At 57.8% G+C, this 17,220-nt stretch carries 17 protein-coding genes; 8 read left to right on the forward strand and 9 right to left on the reverse strand.

Annotated features, from left to right (window positions below):
- Positions 1–33: 33 nt before the first annotated feature.
- The 7 genes from OKC28_RS15105 to putP all read left to right on the forward strand — a co-directional run bounded on the left by OKC28_RS15105 (position 34) and on the right by putP (position 8,447).
- On the forward strand, positions 34–732 hold the full coding sequence (locus tag OKC28_RS15105; protein WP_270690083.1) for an aspartate/glutamate racemase family protein: 699 nt from the start codon (positions 34–36) through the stop codon (positions 730–732).
- Between the two features lie 122 nt (positions 733–854).
- On the forward strand, positions 855–1,961 hold the full coding sequence (locus OKC28_RS15110) for a 1-acyl-sn-glycerol-3-phosphate acyltransferase (RefSeq protein WP_021139500.1): 1,107 nt from the start codon (positions 855–857) through the stop codon (positions 1,959–1,961).
- A 302-nt stretch (positions 1,962–2,263) separates the two neighbouring features.
- Positions 2,264–2,734, forward strand: coding sequence for a YhcH/YjgK/YiaL family protein (locus OKC28_RS15115; protein ID WP_265434343.1), 471 nt, complete (start codon positions 2,264–2,266; stop codon positions 2,732–2,734).
- 216 nt (positions 2,735–2,950) lie between these two features.
- Positions 2,951–4,150: an acetate kinase gene (locus OKC28_RS15120; RefSeq protein ID WP_131730027.1), complete on the forward strand. Its 1,200-nt coding sequence runs from the start codon at positions 2,951–2,953 to the stop codon at positions 4,148–4,150.
- 133 nt (positions 4,151–4,283) lie between these two features.
- Positions 4,284–5,534 carry a mechanosensitive ion channel family protein gene (locus OKC28_RS15125; RefSeq protein WP_270690088.1) on the forward strand — a complete coding sequence of 417 codons (1,251 nt, stop codon included), beginning with the start codon at positions 4,284–4,286 and terminating at the stop codon, positions 5,532–5,534.
- 177 nt (positions 5,535–5,711) lie between these two features.
- Entirely contained in the window at positions 5,712–6,638 is a 927-nt protein-coding gene (locus OKC28_RS15130) for a L,D-transpeptidase family protein (RefSeq protein WP_270690090.1), read from the forward strand.
- Positions 6,639–6,926: 288 nt separating this feature from the next.
- Positions 6,927–8,447 carry a sodium/proline symporter PutP gene (gene putP, locus OKC28_RS15135; protein ID WP_270690092.1) on the forward strand — a complete coding sequence of 507 codons (1,521 nt, stop codon included), beginning with the start codon at positions 6,927–6,929 and terminating at the stop codon, positions 8,445–8,447.
- 45 nt (positions 8,448–8,492) lie between these two features.
- Here putP and OKC28_RS15140 read toward each other — a convergent pair whose 3' ends face one another.
- Positions 8,493–9,095 carry an NAD(P)H-dependent oxidoreductase gene (locus OKC28_RS15140; protein ID WP_270690094.1) on the reverse strand — a complete coding sequence of 201 codons (603 nt, stop codon included), beginning with the start codon at positions 9,093–9,095 and terminating at the stop codon, positions 8,493–8,495.
- 136 nt (positions 9,096–9,231) lie between these two features.
- On the reverse strand, positions 9,232–9,609 hold the full coding sequence (locus OKC28_RS15145) for a MerR family transcriptional regulator (protein ID WP_265457238.1): 378 nt from the start codon (positions 9,607–9,609) through the stop codon (positions 9,232–9,234).
- Positions 9,610–10,359: 750 nt separating this feature from the next.
- On the opposite strand from OKC28_RS15145, the gene OKC28_RS15150 reads away from it, so the two are divergent.
- The gene (locus OKC28_RS15150; RefSeq protein WP_270690097.1) at positions 10,360–10,590 is read left to right on the forward strand and encodes a hypothetical protein; all 231 of its coding nucleotides are present in this window, start codon (positions 10,360–10,362) and stop codon (positions 10,588–10,590) included.
- A 95-nt stretch (positions 10,591–10,685) separates the two neighbouring features.
- Here the strand turns inward: OKC28_RS15150 and OKC28_RS15155 are convergent, their stop codons facing one another.
- The 7 genes from OKC28_RS15155 to OKC28_RS15185 all read right to left on the reverse strand — a co-directional run bounded on the left by OKC28_RS15155 (position 10,686) and on the right by OKC28_RS15185 (position 17,212).
- Complete coding sequence (locus OKC28_RS15155) at positions 10,686–11,075, reverse strand: hypothetical protein (RefSeq protein ID WP_270690100.1); 390 nt, start codon at positions 11,073–11,075, stop codon at positions 10,686–10,688.
- 520 nt (positions 11,076–11,595) lie between these two features.
- Positions 11,596–12,468 (reverse strand): class A beta-lactamase, encoded by an 873-nt coding sequence (bla, locus tag OKC28_RS15160; RefSeq protein ID WP_270690102.1) that lies wholly within the window; start codon positions 12,466–12,468, stop codon positions 11,596–11,598.
- A gap of 282 nt (positions 12,469–12,750) precedes the next feature.
- Positions 12,751–13,335 carry a lysozyme inhibitor LprI family protein gene (locus tag OKC28_RS15165; protein ID WP_333562741.1) on the reverse strand — a complete coding sequence of 195 codons (585 nt, stop codon included), beginning with the start codon at positions 13,333–13,335 and terminating at the stop codon, positions 12,751–12,753.
- Between the two features lie 106 nt (positions 13,336–13,441).
- On the reverse strand, positions 13,442–13,804 hold the full coding sequence (locus OKC28_RS15170; protein WP_017413068.1) for a DUF2061 domain-containing protein: 363 nt from the start codon (positions 13,802–13,804) through the stop codon (positions 13,442–13,444).
- Between the two features lie 195 nt (positions 13,805–13,999).
- Positions 14,000–14,854, reverse strand: coding sequence for a 23S rRNA (adenine(2030)-N(6))-methyltransferase RlmJ (locus OKC28_RS15175; RefSeq protein WP_270690104.1), 855 nt, complete (start codon positions 14,852–14,854; stop codon positions 14,000–14,002).
- Positions 14,848–15,309: a DUF2390 domain-containing protein gene (locus tag OKC28_RS15180; protein WP_021140958.1), complete on the reverse strand. Its 462-nt coding sequence runs from the start codon at positions 15,307–15,309 to the stop codon at positions 14,848–14,850. The genes OKC28_RS15175 and OKC28_RS15180 overlap by 7 nt, the downstream gene beginning before the upstream one ends.
- Positions 15,302–17,212: an ABC transporter ATP-binding protein gene (locus OKC28_RS15185; RefSeq protein ID WP_021140959.1), complete on the reverse strand. Its 1,911-nt coding sequence runs from the start codon at positions 17,210–17,212 to the stop codon at positions 15,302–15,304. The genes OKC28_RS15180 and OKC28_RS15185 overlap by 8 nt, the downstream gene beginning before the upstream one ends.
- Between the last annotated feature and the right edge of the window lie 8 nt (positions 17,213–17,220).

Raw genomic sequence — 17,220 nt, forward strand, 5'->3', positions numbered from 1 at the left:
GTACTGCACTGGCACTGCATTAAAGGAGTCCCCATGAAATGTATCGGTCTGCTGGGTGGCATGAGCTGGGAATCCACCGTCAGTTACTATCAGGCGTTCAACCAGGAGGTGCGGGCACGGCTCGGCGGCCTGCACTCGGCGCGGGTGCTGCTTAGCAGCGTCGACTTTGCCGAGATAGAGCGGCTGCAGCATGTCGGTGACTGGCCCGCGACCGCGCGCCTGCTGGCTGCCGAGGCGCGCAAGCTGCAGGCAGGCGGCGCCGATTTTCTGCTGATCGGCACCAACACAATGCACAAGGTGGCGCCCGAGATTGAGGCTGCCATCGATATTCCGCTGCTCCATATCGCCGATGCCACCGCTCGCCAGTTGCTGGCGGACGGGGTGCAAAGAGTCGGGCTGCTTGGCACCCGTTTCACCATGGAGCAGGATTTTTACAAGGGCCGCCTGCAAACCCTGTTCGGGCTTGAGGTGCTGGTGCCGCCAGCGGCGCAGCGTGAACGGGTGCATAGCATCATTTATGACGAGCTCTGTCTTGGCGAGATCCGTACGTCATCGCGGGCCGAGTATCTCGCCATCATCGCCGGGCTGGCCGAGGCGGGTGCCCAGGCCGTGATCCTGGGATGTACCGAGATTGCCTTGCTGGTGGGTGACTCAAAAGCAGCCGTTCCGCTCTATGACACCACTGCGATTCATGCCGAAGCGGCGGTGACACTGGCATTGCAGCCTGATTAACTGGTCAGATCTCACTATTCGTACTCGCTCCATACCCCTTGCCATAAAAGCGTGTAAAATTGCGCCCTGAATTTCCCGGCCAACTCGGTTGGCCGCGACTCCTTACACGCAAGGCTGACATTGTGACTGAAGTAGATAGATTCGCGGACATTCGCCCCTACCGCGATGAAGAAGTGCCGGCAGCCATAGAACGGCTGATCCAGGATGATGAATTTATCGGCGCCATCGCCAAGTATCGTTTCGGTTCCCTGATGAGCTGGCTGGGCTGGGCCATTCGCCCGCTGATCCGCCAATTCCTGCGCTACAAGTGGTCCAAGGTGACCACCATCCATCAGGTGCAGATGGGGGTGACCCGTTACATGTCCCGCATGATTGCCACCTCCACCAAGGGCGTGACCTTCTCCGGCCTCGAACACCTCAAGAAAGAGCAGGGTTACCTGTTTGTCTCCAACCACAGGGACATCGCCATGGATCCGGCGTTCGTCAACTGGGGGCTGCATACCCATGGTTTTGATACGGTGCGCATCGCCATCGGTGACAACCTGCTGCGCAAACCCTGCGCCACCGAGCTGATGAAGCTCAACAAGAGCTTCATCGTCAAGCGCTCCGCCAAGGGACCGCGGGAGATGATGAAGATGCTCGGCGAGCTGTCCGCCTATATCGGCCAGTCGGTGCACGAAGGCCACTCCATCTGGATCGCCCAGAAGGAAGGGCGCGCCAAGAATGGCGATGACAAGACGGATCCCGCCATCCTCAAGATGTTCTATGTGGACGGCAAGAAGCAGAAAATCGACTTCGTCGACTACATGCGCAGCCTCAACATAGTGCCGGTCAGCATCAGCTATGAGCTGGATCCCACCGACAAGGCCAAGGCGCGCGAGTTGTACGAGAAATCGGTCAACGGCAGCTACGAAAAAGGCGAGTTCGAGGATATCGAGAGCATCGTTGCCGGCATCGTCGGCCAGAAGGGGCGGGTACATGTCTCCTTCGGCGCCCCCATCAGCGAGGGTTTCAGCGATCCGGACGAGCTGGCTGCGCTGATCGACAAGGCAATCTGGGGCAATTATCGCCTCTTCCCGGGCAACTACCTGGCCGCAGATGTGTCCGGCAAGGCCAATACCATAGAGCAGGCGGCCTTCCTGACTCGTCAGTCAGAGGTGCCACAAGAGCACAAGGCCATCTGGCGCGCCATGTATGCCAAGCCGGTGGAAAACGCCCGCAAGGCTTGAATGACACCGGTTGTGTGAAAAAAACGGGAGCAGATGCTCCCGTTTTTGCGTCTGGTCAAAGTCGACGACGATGGAGTAGTGAATAATATTGTTTCAGCTGGTACGATCACCGGACGAATGCGTTTTCGTCTCTTGGCAAGCAGCGGATGAGTGTGTAACAGTGACCTCAGACGCTCGGCACGAGCAAATAGGCGCTTCCTGTCTGCATGGATTGCAGATGGTGCGACACAAGGACCTGAACAGGGTCCTTTTTCATTTTGCGGCAAAGATGCCGCCTGAATACACCTAAGGATCCGCTCGCCATGATCACCGGCAGTCTGAATACCCTGCAGCGAACGCCGCTGCCCGCCCAGCTGGCCCGCATCATGGCCGAGGTGGTGAAAAGCGTCGACCATTGGCTGAGTGCGCCGCTCGGCAAGACAGAGATCGACGGCCTCACGCTGTTCTGTCTGGTGAGCGAAGAGCTGACCGAGCCGGCAGCGGATCGCCGTGGCGAGTTTCATCAGCAGTATCTGGATATACAACTGCTGCTGCGCGGGGAAGAGTGGATAGGTGTCGGGCCTCACAGTTACGTCAATGACGGCGCCGATCATCCCCACCCCGATCTCTGGTTCGTCGACGACGAACAGACCAGTTATCTGGCGTTGCAGCCCGGTGATTTTGCCATCTTCTGGCCGGGAGAACTGCATCGCCCTCTCTGTACCCCCAACCAGCCGGCTCACGTGAAGAAGCTGGTGGTCAAGGTGCACAAGGATTTGCTGGCCGGCCTGTAGCCGTCAGCACGGCAGCTCAACGGGTGCGCGGCCCCCTCCGGGTTCACACCGACCCATGATGAATCGAGTGCACAGCGTCTTCGGGACCCGCACTTAACGTATTGAAAAATTGGGCGCACTTTCCTGCGACCATAAGCCCCCGGCAGGGGAATCCCATCCATTGTTGGATGACACGACACTGTCGGCATAAAGCCGAAGCACAGGAAGATGTAGAACATGAGCAAGTTGGTATTGATCCTTAACTGCGGTAGCTCTTCCCTGAAATTTGCCGTAATGGACGCCGAAACAGGTGAGGACATGCTGTCCGGCCTGGCCGAATGCTTCAATCTGGATGATGCACGTATCAAATGGAAACTCCACGGGGTCAAGGGCGAAGCCATGCTGGGAGCGGGTGCCGCTCACCAGGCCGCCCTCGACCACATAGTGGGCCACATCCTGCCTCAGGATCCGACCCTGGCCGAGCAGCTGGTGGCCATCGGCCATCGCATCGTGCACGGTGGCGAGCAGTTCTCCCGCTCCGTTCGCATCGATGATGGCGTGATCGCCGGCATCGAGGCCGCCATTCCGTTCGCCCCCCTGCACAACCCGGCGCACCTCATCGGCATTCGTGCCGCGCTCAAGGTCTTCCCGCAGCTTGCCGAGAAGAACGTGGCCGTGTTTGACACCGCCTTCCACCAGACGCTGCCGCAGGAAGCCTATCTCTACGCGCTGCCCTACAAGCTCTATAAAGAGAACGGCATCCGTCGTTATGGCGCTCACGGCACCTCTCACCGCTTCATTGCAGAAGAGACCGCCAAGGCGCTGGGCAAGCCGCTGGCCGAGCTCAACATCATCAACTGCCACCTGGGCAACGGTGCTTCCGTCTGCGCCATCAAGAACGGCGAGTCCGTCGATACGTCCATGGGCCTGACCCCGCTGGAAGGGCTGGCGATGGGCACCCGTTGCGGTGACATCGACCCCGCAGTCGTCTTCTTCATGCACGATCAGCTCGGTTACAGCGTGGACGAGATCAACCACACCCTTACCCGCGAATCCGGTCTGCTGGGTCTGACCGAGGTGAGCAGCGATTGCCGCTATGTCACCTCCAACTATGCGACCGACGCTGGCGCCAAGCGTGCGCTGGATGTCTTCACCTACAGAGTTGCCAAGTATGTTGGCGCTTACGCTGCTGCCATGGAGGGTCGCCTCGACGCTCTGGTGTTCACCGGCGGTATCGGTGAAAACGCCGCCATGGTGCGCGAGATGGTGCTGGATCGTCTGGCCCTGTTCGGCTTCAAGGTAGATAAAGAAGCCAACAATGCCGCCGTGCTCGGTGGAGAAGGCCCCATCACGGCTGAAGGCAGCCGTCTGGCGCTGGTGATGCCCACCAATGAAGAGCTGGTCATCGCCCGCGATGCCCTGAGTCTGGTCGGCTAACGCCCCTTGCTCCGATACAACGCCCGGCCTGCGCCGGGCGTTGTCGTTTCAGGCTTCCGGCTGAGCAAGTTGTCATTTGACATGGGGTGGCAGATACGTACCCTGACGGCTGTTTCACGCATTGGAGGTAGGGATGAAGGTGATATTTTTTAACTGGCTGGCGAGCATGGGTGTTGAAGTCAGCAACATGATGGCGCTGGTGATCGCCCTGGGCTTTATCGTCCTTACCTCGCTGATATTGCACGTATTGTTGCACCGGGTCCTGTTGGTGCGACTAGTGACAGTGCTTGCCAAGTCCAAACAGGTGTGGCTGCCTCCCCAGTTGCAACAGCGCCTGTTCTACCGGCTCGCCTTCGTATTGCAGGGAGCCGTTATGCTCGGTCAGGCGGAGATCTGGCTGCCGAGCAGCTCCGACAGTTTGCAGTTGATCGAGATGGTGACCCAGTTCTGGATCCTGCTGTTCCTGCTGCTGGCCCTGTTTGCCCTGCTCGACTGCATCTCGTCGGTGAGCCGTTACACCCGGCTCGGGCGAGACTTGCCCCTGCGCGGCATCTTCCAGGGGGTGAAGCTGGTGGCCAGCATACTGGTCGGCATCCTGATGATCGCCCTGCTGCTCGGCAAGTCACCGCTCTTCCTGTTCAGTGGCCTGGGTGCCATGACAGCCGTGCTGATGTTGGTGTTCAAGGACCCCATCCTCGGCTTGGTGGCGGGGATCCAGCTCTCCGCCAACCGCATGCTCAGCGTCGGCGACTGGTTGCAGATGGACAAGTACGGTGCCGACGGCGAGGTGACCGATATCGGCCTCACCACCGTCAAGGTGTCGAACTGGGACAAGACCATCACCACCATCCCCACCTATGCGCTCATCTCCGACTCCTTCAAGAACTGGCAGGGGATGACAGAATCCGGCGGCCGCCGCATCAAGCGCAGCGTCAATATCGACATGACCAGCGTGCGCTTCCTGACCGCGGATGAGCAGATGCAGCTCAAGCAGGCCCAGCTGCTGGCGCCCTACCTGGGCCGCAAGGAGCAGGAGTTGAGCGCCTATAACCAGCAGCTCAGCGATGCCCTCAGTTGCCCCATCAACGGGCGCCACCTTACCAATCTCGGGACCCTGCGCGCCTATCTGGACGCCTACCTGCGGGCCCATACCGGTATTCGCAAGGACATGACGCTGATGGTGCGCCAGCTGGCACCGACTACCGACGGTCTGCCGCTGGAAATTTACTGCTTCACCGCGACCACGGCCTGGGCGGATTACGAAGGGATCCAGGCCGATATTTTCGACCATATCTTCGCCATCATTGAGCAATTTCATCTGCGGTTGCATCAATCTCCCACAGGTTACGATATGCGTGCCTGGCAGAGGGGGCAAACGGAGTGAGGACACGGGTCGAGGTGGCAGGGGAAGCGCCATATTAATCATCGACCCGTATCCAGTTGTCAGTTGAAATTTGGTGTGCAGAGGAGAAAAATGGCGGCCTTCTCTTCGCGCCCCTGATCCCTCTTGAATCAGCTGTCAGCCCTGAGACGTCAATCAAGTCATCATCATGGGAAAGTTATGAAGCTCCTTCGCAATAGTGCGGCTGCTCTGTGCTGCAGCCTTGTTCTGGCCGCCGCGCCTGTGTTTGCCGTTCAATACGATCTGCCCGGGGCCAACAGCCGTCTGGTGGGCGAGAATATGGAATACGTGGTGCCGGCCGCAGAAAACGGTCAGCCGCTGGAGGCCGTGGCCGCCAAATTCCAGCTGGGGCTGACCAATATGCTCGAAGCCAACCCCAAGGCGGATCCCCTGCTGCTGCAGGCGGGCGAGACGCTGGTCATCCCCCATCAGCTGATACTGCCCGATGCCCCCCGCGAAGGCATAGTGCTAAACGTGGCAGAGATGCGCCTCTACTACTACCCGAAAGGCAAGAAGGTGGTGGAAGTGCTGCCCATCGGCATAGGCCAGCTCGGCACCGACACCCCGGAAAACTGGGTGACCAGCGTGCAGCGCAAGAAGGCCGGCCCGACCTGGACCCCTACGCCTAAGATGCACGCCGAGTATGCCGCCCGTGGCGAGAGCCTGCCGGCAGTCTGGCCAGCCGGCCCGGACAACCCCATGGGGCTGTTTGCGCTCTATATCGGCAAGATGTACGCCATCCACGGCACCAATGCCCAGTTCGGCATAGGCCTGCGGGTGAGCCACGGTTGCGTGCGGCTGCGTAACGAAGACATAGAGTACCTGTTCAAGCAGATCCCGGTCGGCACGCGGGTGCAGTTCGTCAACCAGCCCATCAAGGCCACCGTCGAGCCCGATGGCCGCCGTTATCTGGAAGTGCACCAGCCCCTGTCCCGCAGCGAAGCCGAGTTCAACTCCAGTCTGCCTGCTCCGCTGCCCATGACCCAGGCCGTGACCCGCTTTATCGCCCATGCCGACAGCGACTCCCAGCTGGTCAAGCAGGCGCTGGAGCAGCGCAGCGGCATGCCGATCGCCATCAATCGCTGATCCTGTCGTTCATCGTCTCAAGCCCCGATCTGTGGTCGGGGCTTTTTTTGCGCTCATGCCGCCTGGCGCCAGGGGACGAGGGGAGCAGACAAGCCCTTGCTGTCTCAGGATAAAATCCGGCTGATTACTCCCTGAGCGGTTCGTTAGTTAGAGATGAAACGTTTATATTGTGTTTTTTATTTGTTAAAAGTGGTTGAGGTCATGGGATCTGCTGATTAAGCTAGGGCGGTTTTTTAAGGAAGAGCCCGTCGTCAGAACGGGTACACACGTCACCTAATGGAGTTTTGAATGACAGCCAGCACCCCCATGCTTATCACCTTTCTGGTGTATATCCTCGGGATGGTCTTGATCGGTTTTATCGCCTATCGCGCCACCCGCAACTTTGACGACTACATTCTCGGCGGCCGCCGTATGGGGAGCTGGGTCACAGCCCTCTCCGCCGGGGCCTCCGACATGAGTGGCTGGCTCCTGATGGGCTTGCCGGGCGCCGTTTTCATCGGCGGTATTTCAGAGAGCTGGATCGCCATCGGCCTCACCATAGGGGCCTATCTCAACTGGCGCTGGGTGGCCGGTCGCTTGCGGGTTCACACCGAGAAGAACCGCAACGCCCTGACCCTGCCGGACTACTTTACCTACCGCTTCGAGGACAAGAGCCGGGTGCTGCGCATCCTCTCCGCCCTGGTGATACTGCTGTTCTTTACCATCTACTGCGCCTCCGGCGTGGTGGCCGGTGCCCGCCTGTTCGAGAGCACCTTCGGCATGAGCTATGAGACAGCCCTCTGGGTCGGCGCCGCGGCCACCATCACCTACACCTTCTTCGGCGGCTTCCTCGCGGTGAGCTGGACCGATACGGTGCAGGCGACCCTGATGATCTTCGCCCTGATCCTGACGCCGGTATTCGTCATCATCGCCGTTGGCGGCATCGACACCGCCATGGTGCAGGTGGCGGCGCAGAACGCCAGCAACCTCGACATGTTCAAGAACCTGGACTTCATCGCCATCATCTCGCTGATGGCCTGGGGCCTGGGCTACTTCGGCCAGCCCCACATACTGGCGCGCTTCATGGCGGCAGATTCTCACCACTCCATGGTCAGTGCCCGCCGCATCAGCATGACCTGGATGGTATTCTGCCTCGGCGGCGCCGTGGCCATCGGCTTCTTCGGCCTCTCCTACTTCTCCACCTTCACCGAGCAGGCCGCCGGTGTCACCGGCAATCCGGAGCGGGTCTTTATCGAGCTCTCCAAGATACTGTTCAACCCCTGGATTGCCGGCGTGCTGCTCTCCGCCATCCTGGCGGCCGTGATGAGCACGCTGAGCTGTCAGCTGCTGGTCTGTTCCAGCGCCATTACCGAAGATCTCTACAAGCCCTTCCTGCGCAAGAACGCCTCCCAGCAGGAGCTGGTGTGGGTGGGTCGCATGATGGTGCTGTTGATCTCTGTGGTCGCCATCGGTGTTGCCATGAATCCGGAGAACCGGGTACTGGGGCTGGTGAGCTACGCCTGGGCCGGCTTCGGTGCTGCCTTTGGTCCCGTTGTGCTGCTCTCCGTGCTCTGGTCGCGCATGACCCGCAACGGCGCCCTCGCGGGCATGCTGGTGGGTGCCATCACCGTCATCGTCTGGAAGCAGTTCGGCTGGCTGGGGCTGTATGAAATCATCCCGGGCTTCCTCTTCTCCACTCTGGCAATTGTGGTGTTCAGCTTGCTGGACAAGGCGCCCTCCAAGGCCATGGTGGATCGCTTCAACGAGGCCGAGCGCGAGTTTCAAACCCCGCCGCCCGCCAGCATGAGCGAGCCGGTCGCCGTCAACTGAGTCGGCCACCGCCAATAACAAAAAGCCCCGCGATGCGGGGCTTTTTCATGTGCGGCGACTTAGCCGGCGCACATCGGCGCGGGCCGCAGCACAGGTCTCTGTCAGCCAGCGGGCCCTGTCCTGATCGCTGGCCGTGTGCATGGGGCCCAGGTATTGGCGGTGGGTGAGCCGGATACCGCACAGCCCCAGTACCTGCTTGTCGAGGATGCGCGAGGCGGGATCCCCCAGCCACCAGCGGTAGTACCAGACAGGGCTGTCCATGGTAAGCAGCAGGCGCGCCGTCTTGCCTGCGAGCAGACGCAGGGGCTGGGCCTTGCCCTTGACATATTGAAAGGCAAAGCCGGATAGCAGGGTGCGATCCAGCAGACCCTTGAGACGGGCCGGCATGCTGCCCCACCAGAGGGGGGAGACGATCACCAGATGATTAGCGGCACTCAGGCTCTGCTGCAACGCCAGCAGATCCGACTCCAGCGGCGGCATAAGGTCATAGCCATGGCGCAAGTCCGGCTCGAAGGCCAGCTCCCCCAGGTGCAGCAGTGTGACTTCTGCGCCTGCCTCCTCGGCGCTGCGAGCATACTCGCGGGCCAGGGCATGGCAGAAGCTGTCGGGTTTGGGATTGCCGTTGATGACAAGCAGACGGGGTGGCATGGTCAGGGCTCCTGATGGGGTGAGCCCGCATTAGACCCTCTGTCCCATGGGACAGAGTCAAGGGGCACAGCGGCCCTCTTTGATGAGGTCGATGGTCAGGGCGACGGGGTTGCCATCGAAGGGCGCTTGCCAGGGCTTAGTCTGGCTGGAGGAGTGGCGTGCGGCAGGGATGCTGTTGCAGCAGCGCAGCACACTGGGTCAGGGCTTGATGCTGGCGCTGTAAACGGGCCTGCTCCGCGCCGATCTGCGCCAGCTTGTCGGCGATAAGCCGTTCCACCTTCTGCCAGGGAAATTGCGCCATGTCGGTCATGCCGGCCAGCAGGGGGGTGAGCTCACTCAGTTTGCAACCCAGCTGCTGGGCCTGGCGAATAAACCCGACCCACTCCAGATCTTCCGCACGGTAGACTCGATACTTGCCGCGCCGCCTGGGTTCGGGCAGCAGTTCCATCTGTTCGTAGAGGCGGATCGCCTTGGGAGTGGTGCCCGCCAGCCGGGCAAATTCGCCGATATACATATTGCTGCTCGCAAAGGTTGTTCGAGTAGGAGCTCACTATAGGTCAGTGGCGGGCGGGAGAGAATCCCCGTGGGGGAGGGCGCGCCCCATCGGCGCAGTGATTTGCGCAGCAGCGCTCCGTATGTGGCTTTCCCCATCGAATGCGAGGGCCTTGCCCTCGACGGGGTTTCGCCCGCCCTTCGGGCCTGGGCGAGTGACTTTGGAAAGACCCACTTTTTGTTGAACATAAGACCAAAGGTCTTCTCCCCCGGCAAGCCGTCCGCTTCGTGGATTCCCTCGCCTCCTTCATCGGGTCGGACAGATCGCCGCACACGGCACTTTGGCCTTCGCCATCCATGGCTTCGGCCAAAGCCCGCTTCGAACATCCCTGTTCTCGCGCCATATCGGGGTCGAGCAGTGCTCACCCTGATCCCATCTGGCCCATCTGCCATCTGCCACCTGCGGTTGCGCCGTCGTCCATGACGGCGCTCCTGACCCGCTAAACTCGGCTCGGCGGCTTGCAGGGGAAAACAATACCCTGCCTGTCTGCGGCGCAGTGAGGTGTGCCGCAGGGGCGGGATATGGCCTAGTTGACCCATGATGGGGCCACAACGGGCGCTGGTGGACTGGTGATCGCCGCTATAAGCAAATATTGGGTCATCATCGGAAAACCCATAAATTCAGCTTATGGTGGCTCTAGAACGCCAGACCGGGCCACCAGGGGGCCGAAAAGGGCCCCCCAAGGGGATTTGCCGATCATTTAGGAGGGTGGTGAATATCTCTTTTATCAGTCTGATGAGCGAAGCGTTATCAGACAATCGCGGCAGAATGATCGTTGGAAGGGCGCCTGATAATTATCCGGCTGCCTGTGTGCTGCTTGATTCGCGCCTGTTCGAATACGCTTCACTATTCGAACCTACGGGCTTTTTAATACGGTATTGGGAAGGGGGGAACCCCCTGCGCCAGCAAACGAAAATAGACCTGGCTGAGAGTTTGGATTGAGTTGGCCACGATAACGAAACTATTGTCGTAGTGGGTTAAAGCAAGACACCGGCTCGGGGCCGGTGTCAGGTGATAACGTGATCTGTACAAACTGTCTATAAGCACTCGAGGAGAAACTTATTGGGGTGCGGCCATACCTCCTCTTCCGGCTTGTCAAACTGCAGAAATTCTATCAAATCACGACCTTCCAGAATAAATGCTACCGTTACTCCGTTACAGGGGCTCGTGGGCTCAAGAATCACATGTCGATCTTTGATCGCCTTTTGTAGATCTTCAACAACGTAACCAATATGAGGTTGTGTCCGGATTATCTCTGGGAGAGGGCTGTCCTTATCAAACTCCATCCACTCCATCGCATATGGTGATTCAAAATACCCTGTAGCATGCATTTTCAAACTAGGGTTGTAGGTTTCTGCTGGCAGCCCTGAAGTAACCGGAATTCCTACGTGATGGAAGGTAAGCTTCTGATGAGTAGGTTTATTCATTTAAAATCCTGAAAAAGTAATTTTTTATAGCCTTGGAGGCTACATGTAGGAATAAATTCTTACACTTCTGGGAGCCTCACTATTTTCAGAGACTATCACACAATGCAGTGGACATACAAATCCGGCACTCGATTATAAAGACCCTCGGATTACGCTGGCGCTTTCCCAGTATTGTGTTTATGTTGATGCCAACAGGAGGAAATCTCTAATCTGTGGCTGGTAAGAGGCTGACCTGAGAAGCATATGCAGTCGGAGTACCAATGAAAATCGTAAATAGTGACGGATACCCTAAAGCTATGAATGTAAAAAGAGATCTGTGTGTATGAACTAAACCGATAGTGTTATCCACGAAAAAATATACTTGCAATGATATATATTTTTCGGAGGTAGATAAACACCATCGGAGTTTAATAACTAAGTACACATTTCAATAGCACTATTAAATAATATGAAAACCAACTTGAATAACATGAGTAGGTTTAATATATTACGCTGTTTTTATGTCATGTAATAGCTATGTTTATTTGTAGGAGCTGAAAATAGTTGCACCAATGTCTGATATAACCTTATCTCTTTCGCTCATTGAGGAACCGTCCTTCCGTACGTACATTGCAATAACCAGTGGCTGCCTGTTTTCAGACCAAACAATTGAGATTATTCCTCGTACACCATAGTCACTGGCACCAGAGCGATCTGCAATGAACCAGCCATCAGGTAGGGATGCTCTGAGTAAGTCATCAGCAACTTTGTTCCCTTCCATCCATTTTTTGAGTTGAGTTCTAGATTTTTCTGATAATACATCTTGTAATAAAATTCTATATAGGCTTTGTGCCATTGCATCTGTAGTTGTAGTATCTCTGATATCATATTCAATGTTTTTTGTTAAATCAGGTTCGTAGCGATCCGAGCGTAGAGCGTTATCGCCGATAGAACGCATGAATGCAGTTAATCCATCCGGTCCCCCGACCGAAGAAATGGCGTAGTTTGCAGCAGTGTTGTCACTATATGTCAAAGTGGCTTCGCATGCATCTCTTAGAGTAAGCTTCTTGCCAATTAGTTTTTCTGTAACCGGGGAATAAGTGACAATATCTTTTTTCTTTAGCTCTATAAAGTCATCGAGTGCAAGTTGACCTTTGTCAACCTTTGCAAGTACATTTGCACAGGCCAACGCTTTAATTGTACTATTGAAGTGAAATCGCTTTTCACCATGTACGGACTCTCTCTTTCCTGATTTTGTGTCAAAAACAGTAACTCCAATACTCCAACCCTGATTCTCATACGAATTTACTTTATCGCTCAGAGTAGAAGCAAATACACTCGAAGGAAAAATAAAGTTTGATAGCAGCAATGATGAGAGTAAAAACTTCTTCTTTATTAAAAAAACGTTGTTCATAAAATTTCCTTTTTACTTTATTTTAAATGATATTGTTACATGGCTAACTTTATAAAAAAGCAAGCTTTGCGGTAACTACGATGATATCATTGTTTATTGTTTTGTAAGTTTTTCAATCATTGTTAAAAAATAAACTTGATAAATATGTTTTCATTAAGCCATGCAAAAAGCATGGTATGTTTGATTATGTTCATGAGGAAAAAGTACAGAGGTTTTGTGAAGTCTATATGAAGTGATCGATGTTTGCGGGGGTTAAGGTTGATATTTTGAATATCGCAGCTCTTAAGCTGTATGGCAATCCCCCGCGTGGTTTCTTAAATCCATGTGGTTTGCATGGAACTCTATGATCTGTTTATTGAGGTTTTGCCCCTCATAACGGGCGCCACTGGCGCTGGGCACTTCATAGGCGAGCACCTGTTGCTGGCTATCCCCTTCGCTCAGGTTGATCACGGCGGCGGGCAGCTTGGCATCGTTATAGAAGTAGGTGGAGAGAGTGACCTTGTTGCCGCACTTGTAATCGACCGGCGTCGTGACCATCAGCTGGCCACCTTTTATCTGCAACTCAGTGATCCGCTGCTGGTAGTTCTCCTCCACGCATTGGCGCAGATCCTTGGCCTTCCAGCAGTCGTTGCGACCCTTGATCCAGCCGCGCTGCATGGCCTTCTGTGTTTTGAGCTGTTCGGGGGAGAGGTTGGCGAGCGCCTTGGGATAGAGGGTGGCCAGCTCGTTATCCAGCGCCGCCAGCGCGGCATCCTTGCAGATCAGGGTTTCGGCCGCGCCTGCTGCCTTGGCACAATCAAAGGAAGGGGTGGCAGCACAGGCCAGCAGAGGGGTAAAGAGAAGGGGGCCAAGCAGCAGTTTGTTCATCGGGAAGATTCCAGCAAAAAGAGTGGGATGCCCGGCTACTACAGCACAATGTAGCAGGGCCGCCGAGCGCTTTTTGCGCCGGGCGGCCCTGAACAAGGCAAGGGGTTCAGGCCAGCGCCAGTTGCTGGCGGGCGCGCCACAGCCGCTCGTGGAAGAAGAAGACAACAGTGTTGATGGCGGGCTCTATGATGGCCATCACGCCGCCGGTGAGCAGTTCGCCGCTCAGCAGGAAGGCGACGGCAAACGCCACGCTGAAGTGTACCAGGGCGAAGCTGCTGGTCTTGGCCTGCAGGCTGTGACTGGGCTTGAACTTGTGCCAGCCCAGATCATGAAAGTAGAAGGCGACCGTGTTGACGGCGGGCTCTATCAGGGCGATCAGGCTGGCGGTCAGCAGCTCACCAGTCAGCAGGTAAGCCACGGTAAAGGCGACACCGAAGTGCAAGATGGCAAAGCTGATGGTCTTTTTCATGATGGTGACTCCCTCTGGTGATGACAGCAGTATCCGCCACAATTGCATTAAATGAAAACTATTCTCATCTAATGGTTGGATAGGGAGAACCTATCAAGGGTGATGGCTCTGCCAGTCGCCCAGTCATGAATATCCCGTCCCGGAATGACAAAAAGCCCCGAAAGGGGCTTTTTGTTTCAAGAGTCAGGGCTGGCCTCAGGCTTCCGTTTTGCTTAACCATTCCACCTTGTACTTGGCGCCAGCCCCCTGTGCCAGCTTGGCGCACAAGGGTTTGAGGAAGGCTTCTATCTGCTCGTCCAGCATCCAGGGGGGGCTGATAATGAGCATGCCAGAGCCGTTCATGCCCCAGTCGGCGGTCTGTTCGGCCACTTCCAGCTCGGCCACCAAGACGTTGCCGAAGTTTTCCCGTTTGATGGCGCGCAGCATGTCGCGGGATTTGTCCGCTTCCTGCCCCAGGATCGGATACCAGAGGGTGTAGATGCCGGTCGCCCAGCGCTTCTGTGCCTTTTTCAGGGTATCGACCACGGCGAAGTAATCTTCCTTCAGCTCATAGGGCGGATCGATCAGCACAAGTCCGCGGCGCGGGGTCGGCGGCAGCAGAGCCACCAGCCCTTCGAAGCCGTCACGGTGGTGCACGACGACTCTGGGGTCATAGCCCATGTTGGCGCGCAGGTCTTCCACCTCGTTGTTGTGCAGCTCCATCAGGGCCAGCTTGTCCTGCTCGCGGGCGAGACGGCGCGACAGCTCGGGGGAGCCAGGGTAGTAGTGCAGCTCACCGCCCTGATTCATCTCGTCGATGACGCCAAGATAGGGGGCCATGGCGGGCCATTGGGCCCGCTCATCCCACAACCGGCCTATGCCGTCGGCATACTCGGCCTTCTTCTGGGACCAGTCGCCGCGCAGGTCGTAGAGACCGCCGCCGGCATGGGTGTCCAGCACTATGAAGGGCTTATCCTTCTTCTTGAGGGACTCGATGATCAGGGCCTGAACGGCATGTTTCAGGACGTCGGCATGGTTGCCGGCGTGAAAAGCGTGGCGATAACTCAGCATGTCAGATCTCTGAGGGGGCCCTGCTGGGCACCCAGTAACGATAAATAGTTCAACAGATTGCGGCCCTTGCCGCGAAACAGGGTGAGGCCGCGCAGTGTCTGCAGCAGGACCCCTTGTTGCAAGCGCTCCAGCTCCAGCTCATGGGCCAGCATGGCCTGGTATTCCTGCTCATCGAGTCGCGATTTTGCGTTCTGGCGCAGGGCGCGCCAGGGAGCCAATACCGCTTCTGTCTGCACCAGTGCCGGCTGCAGATCGGTCAAGTCGACGGTTATGCCTGTCTGATCCAGTCGATGCAGAAGCAGGGCCAGGTTGACGTTGCCCCCTTGTGCCTGCACCGTGAGCCAGTCCTGGCTGCGCTCGCCATAGACCTTGCCGCTCCAGTGCCAGAAGCCGATGGGCGTCGGCAATTCGTGTACGGCGACCCGCTCGGTCGCTATCAGCGGGTCATCATGCAAGGAAGGTCTGCTCCATGGTTTCCAGCTCTTCAGAGAGGCTCATCCACTCCAGCTCGACACCATCCAGCTCTTCCTTGATGGGCCCCTGGGATTTGAGCAGCTCAGAGAGCTTGTTCTTGGCCGCCTCTTCATAGATGGCGGGGTCGGCCAGTTGCTCTTCCACGGCCGCCAATCTGGTTTGCAATTTCGCCATGCTGGCTTCCAGCTTCTCCAGCTTCTGGCGCAGGGGGCGGGTCTGCTGGCGGAATTCCGCCTCGCGCCGCTTCTGATCCTTGCGCGCTAGCGCCGAGTTGGCGGAGATGATGCCGTCGCTGGGCTTGGCGTTGGCCTCTTTCTCCTGCTCGCCGAGCCACTTGTGGTAGTCGTCCAGATCGCCGTCGAAGGCTTCGACCCGGCCACCGTGCACCAGATAGAAGTCATCCGTGGTGGTGCGCAGCAGGTGCCGGTCGTGAGAGACCACCACCATGGCGCCCTCGAAGCCTTGCAGCGCCATGGTCAGGGCGTGGCGCATCTCCAGATCCAGGTGGTTGGTCGGTTCATCCAGCAGCAGGAGGTTCGGTTTTTGCCAGGTGACGAGTGCCAGTACCAGCCGTGCCTTTTCGCCGCCGGAGAAGGGAGCCACCTTGTCGAGCGCCTTGTCACCGTGAAAACCAAAACTGCCCAGATAGTTGCGCAGCTCCTGCTCGGACTTGTCCGGCGCGAGGCGGGCCAGGTGATCGAGCGGGGTATCGTCTAGGCGCAGTGTTTCGAGCTGATGCTGGGCGAAGTAGCCGATGCTGACACCCGCGCTCACCTCCAGCTTGCCCGACAGGGGCGGATTGGTGCCCGACAGCATCTTGATGAAGGTGGACTTGCCGGCGCCGTTGCGACCGAGCAGGCCGATGCGTGAACCCGGCACCAGGTTCATCTTTATCTTCTCCAGGATCACCTTGTCGCCGTAACCGGCGCTGAGGTTCTCCATGGCGATGAGCGGGGTCGGCAGAGCCGATGGCTCGCGAAACTCGAAACTGAATTCGGAATCGGCGTGGGCGGGCAGGAGTTTCTCCATCCGCTCCATGGCTTTGAGGCGACTCTGGGCCTGACGGGCCTTGGAGGCCTTGTAGCGGAAGCGGTCCACATAGGCCTGCATGTGGGACACCTCCCGCTGCTGCTTCTCGTACATGGACTGCTGCTGGGCCAGCTGCTCGGCGCGCTGCAGTTCGAAGTCGGAGTAGCCGCCCGTGTATTCGTTGAGCTTGCCGTTCTCGATATGGATGATGCGGCTGATGACCGAATCGAGGAAGTCGCGGTCGTGCGAAATCAGCACGAGCGTGCCCTGATAGCCCTTGAGCCACTTCTCCAGCCAGATGACGGCATCGAGATCCAGGTGGTTGGTCGGTTCATCGAGCAGCAGCAGGTCGGAGCGGCAGAGCAGGGCCTGGGCCAGGTTCAGACGCATGCGCCAGCCACCGGAGAAGCTGCGTACCGGCGAGCCGAGTTGCTCGTCGCCAAAACCCAGGCCGTGCAGCAGCTCGGCGGCGCGGGCCCGAATGCTGTAAGCGCCTATGGTATCGAGCTTGCCGTGCAGCTCGGCCACCAGTATGCCGTTGTCATCCAGCTCGGCCTGGGCCAGCTGGGCTTCCAGTGAGCGGAACTCCTTGTCGCCGTCGATCACGTAGTCCAGCGCAGAGCAGTCAAGGGCCGGTGTCTCCTGGGCCACACCGGCAATCTGCCAGCCGGCGGGCAGGCTGAAGCTGCCGCTGTCGATGGCCAGCTCGCCCCGTACCAGTGCAAAAAAGGTGGACTTGCCACTGCCATTTTTACCCACCAGGCCCACCTTGTGGCCCGGGTGAATGGTGGCGGAAGCGTTGTCCAGCAGCTTGCGGCCGCCGCGGATCAGTTCGATTTGACTGGCAACTATCATGGGTGGGG

The sequence above is a fragment of the Aeromonas sp. D3 genome (genome assembly GCF_027705025.1).
In the GTDB taxonomy this organism is placed as follows: domain Bacteria; phylum Pseudomonadota; class Gammaproteobacteria; order Enterobacterales; family Aeromonadaceae; genus Aeromonas; species Aeromonas salmonicida.